Raw genomic sequence first — 3,821 nt, 5'->3', positions numbered from 1 at the left:
CCTGCCGCGGCCGCCCGCCGCGCCCGGCACCCTGGTGCGCGCGGCCGTGTCCGAGACCGCGTTTCGCCACGGGGTGAAACCCGTCCTCCGCCCTGCCGCCACGCCTCGGCCGTGTCCTAGTCTGAACGGGAACAGAGCCGTTCGGAGGCACCCGGCCCGCAGGCCCGGCATCCGGCGGTCCCCGCACACCCCGCCTAGGAGGACACCCCATGGAGATCCGCATCGGAGTCCAGCACGCCCCGCGCGAAGTCACCCTCGAGACCGAGCACACCGCGGACGAGGTCCGCGAGCGCGTCGCCGCCGCCCTGGCGGACGGCTCCCTGCTTCAGCTGACGGACAAGAAGGGCCGCACCGTGCTGGTCCCGGGTGACCGGATCGCCTTCGTCGAGATCGGCTCGCAGAAGGCCGCCCCGCTCGGCTTCGCCGCCCGCTGACCCACGGAGGGCCTGACCCATGCCGCACCACGCACTCGGCATCCGCGGCGCCGACGAGGGCACCGCCCTCGCCGCCCCGCCTCACCCGCCTCCGTCAGGAGCTCGAGCTGCCGTCCGAGTTCCCGGCCGACGTGCTCGCCGAGGCGGAGCGCGCCGCCGCGGAGGTGCTCGCCGCACTACCCGAGGACACCGACCGCGTGGACCTGACCGGCATGCCGTTCGTGACCGTGGACCCCGCCGGCTCCACGGACCTGGACCAGGCCCTGCACATCGAGCGGACCGAGACCGGTCTGCGCGTGCACTACGCGATCGCGGACGTCCCGGCGTTCGTGGCCACCGGCGGCGCCGTGGATGCGGAGGCCCGCCGGCGCGGCCAGACCGTCTACCTGCCGGACGGCCGGGTGCCGCTGCATCCGGTCCGGCTCAGCGAGGACGCCGGCTCCCTGCTCTCCGAACAGGAACGACCGGCCTTCGTGTGGACCATGGACCTGGACGCCGAGGGCGTCCTCGGCGAGGTCGGACTCGTCCGGGCACGGGTGCGCTCCCGCGCGCAGCTGACCTACGTTCAGGTGCAGGCCCTCGTCGGGGACGGGACCCCGGTGACGGAGTCTTTCGAGGAGGGCGCCGCCGTCGGGACGGGGACCGCGGCCGACGCGGAGGTCCCGGAGCTGCCGGAGGAGATCCTGTCCTCGCTGCGCCTGCTGCCCGAGGCAGGCCGGCTGCGCCGTGCCCAGGAGGCGGCCCGCGGCGGTGCCTCCCTGAACATGCCGGACCAGGAGATCCACGTGGACTCCTCCGGCGCCTACCGCCTCGTCCAGCGCGTCCCCCTCCCCGTGGAGGACGACAACGCCCACGTGTCCCTGATGACCGGCATGGCCGCCGCACGCATCATGCTCGAAGGCGGCGTGGGCGTCCTGCGCACCATGCCCGCCCCGGACGAGGAGGCACTCGCGGAGTTCCGCTCGCGGGTGGCCGCCCTCGGCGCGCCGTGGACCGACGAGCAGGACTACGGCGCCTACCTGCGCACCGTGGACCCGGCCACGCCGCAGGGCCTGGCCGTCCTGCATGCCGCCACCGCCCTGTTCCGCGGCGCGGACTACAGCGCCTTCGACGCCGCCGCCGAGGACCCGGAGCTGCACACCCCGCCCGAGGACCCGGAGCAGGCGGCCCTGGCCGCCCCGTACGCGCACGCCACCGCTCCCCTGCGCCGGCTGGTGGACCGCTTCGTGCTGACCGTCTGCCATGCCCTCGTGCAGGGCGCCGAGGTGCCGGCCGACGTGAGGGCCGCCCTGCCGAAGCTGCCCTCCCTCATGGCCGACTCCGGCCGCCGTGCCTCCCAAGCCGACCGGGCCGCCGTGGACCTCGTCGAGGCCGCGGAGCTGACGGCCCACGTGGGAGAGGAGCTCGAGGGCACCGTGGTGCGCCGCCGCGGGGAGGACTCCGTGGACGTGCAGCTCATCGCTCCCCCGGCCTACCTCAGCGTCCCCGGCGCCGCGGAGCTCGGCGACGCCGTCCGCGTGCACATCGAGGCCGTGGACGTGGCCACGGGTGAGATCACGGCCTTCCTGGCCACCCCGTCCTGAGCCGTCCGGAGCCGACCTGACCCCGGTGTCGACCGCCGACGGCTAGACTGGCCCCAGGCGACCGCGGACCGCGGCCGCCGTGACCACTGGATGACCGGTCGCACCTGATCACCTGTACTGCCGAATCCGGCGGCGCCTCCCCACCGCGGGACGGCCGAGACCGGGTTCCCGGAGCGGGGCCACGAGGCCCGAGGGCTCCGGTGTGTTCTCCCCGCGATCGGCTTCCCACTGCAGCGCGCACACGGCGCGAGCCTGCACGGTCCGGCCCGGAGGCATCCGGCCCGCCCGCACCGCAGGCCCACGCATCGCGCGCCCGAGAAAGAATACGGGAGCGTGAGCATGAGCGACACACCCACCACCCAGAACCCCGAGACCACCGCCGACGAGACGGAGGAGAACCAGGACGCTGTCGAGGAGATGGCCGCCGAGACCGTGACCGAGGAGGAGGTCCCGGCCGTCGAGGAGAAGACCTTCGCGGACTTCGGCGTCTCCGCCGAGATCTGCGACGCGCTCTCGGCCCGGGGCATCACCCATCCGTTCCCCATCCAGGCGATGACCCTCCCAGTCGCCCTGGGCGGGCACGACATCATCGGCCAGGCCAAGACCGGCACCGGCAAGACCCTCGGCTTCGGCATCCCCGCCCTGCAGCGGGCCGTCGGCCCGGGCGAGCCGGGCTGGGAGAAGCTGGAGAGGGACGGCTCCGCCGGCTGCCCCCGCAGGCGCTGGTCGTGGCCCCCACCCGCGAGCTCGCCGTCCAGGTGGCCGGTGACCTGACCAACGCGGCGAAGAACCGGCCGCTGCGCATCGCCACCATCTACGGCGGCCGCGCCTACGAGCCGCAGATCGAGGAGCTCGGCCGCGGCGTGGAGATCGTGGTCGGCACCCCGGGCCGCCTGATCGACCTGATGCGCCAGCGCCACCTGCGCCTGAACCTCGTGAACACCGTGGTGCTCGACGAGGCGGACGAGATGCTGGACCTCGGCTTCCTGCCGGACGTGGAGACCCTGCTGGCCGCCGTGCCGGAGGTCCGCCAGACCATGCTGTTCTCGGCCACCATGCCGGGCCCGGTGGTCGCGATGGCCCGCCGGTACATGACGCACCCGACGCACATCCGCGCCACCGACCCGGACGACGAGGGCCTGACCAAGAAGGACATCCGCCAGCTCGTCTACCGCGCCCACCACATGGACAAGGACGAGCTCGTCGCCCGCGCCCTGCAGGGCGAGGGCCGCGGCCGCACCATCATCTTCACGCGCACGAAGCGCACCGCCGCCCGCGTGGCCGACGAGCTGGTCAAGCGCGGCTTCGCCGCAGGCCCGCTGCACGGCGACCTGGGCCAGGGCGCCCGCGAGCAGGCGCTGCGCGCGTTCCGCAACGGCAAGATCGACATCCTCGTGGCCACGGACGTGGCCGCCCGCGGCATCGATGTGGACGACGTGACCCACGTGTTCAACTTCCAGGCCCCGGAGGACGAGAAGACCTACGTGCACCGCGTGGGCCGCACCGGCCGTGCCGGCAACAAGGGCATCGCCGTGACCCTGGTGGACTGGGAGGACATGCCGCGCTGGTCCCTGATCGACAAGGCCCTCGGCCTCGGTCAGCCCGAGCCGGTGGAGACCTACTCCTCCTCGAAGCACCTGTTCGAGGACCTCGGCATCCCTCAGGGCACCAAGGGCCGCCTGCCGAAGGACAAGCGCACCCTCGACGGCCTGGACTCGGAGGTGCTGGAGGACCTGGCCGGGTATGCGCAGGACATGGGCGTCGGTGCGGGGGTGACGAGCGTGTTCTTCCTGCTCTTCGCGCT

General features: G+C 73.7%; 2 protein-coding genes and 1 pseudogene. All 3 read left to right on the top strand.

The genetic code is table 11. The annotated features are described in order from the left end of the window. The first annotated feature begins 209 nt into the window (after positions 1 to 209). Complete coding sequence (locus AC2W7A_RS10275) at positions 210 to 434, top strand: DUF3107 domain-containing protein (protein WP_485991269.1); 225 nt, start codon at positions 210 to 212, stop codon at positions 432 to 434. A 131-nt stretch (positions 435 to 565) separates the two neighbouring features. Further along, positions 566 to 2,017 carry an RNB domain-containing ribonuclease gene (locus AC2W7A_RS10270; protein WP_485991268.1) on the top strand — a complete coding sequence of 484 codons (1,452 nt, stop codon included), beginning with the start codon at positions 566 to 568 and terminating at the stop codon, positions 2,015 to 2,017. A 417-nt stretch (positions 2,018 to 2,434) separates the two neighbouring features. After that, positions 2,435 to 3,821 (top strand): annotated as a pseudogene (locus tag AC2W7A_RS10265) (DEAD/DEAH box helicase); the annotation flags it as partial.

It is taken from the genome of Micrococcus sp. LASM2_SD2, from assembly GCF_057364565.1.
The sequence above is the reverse complement of the archived record's forward strand: the minus strand, read 5'-3'. Positions and strand labels throughout refer to the sequence as shown.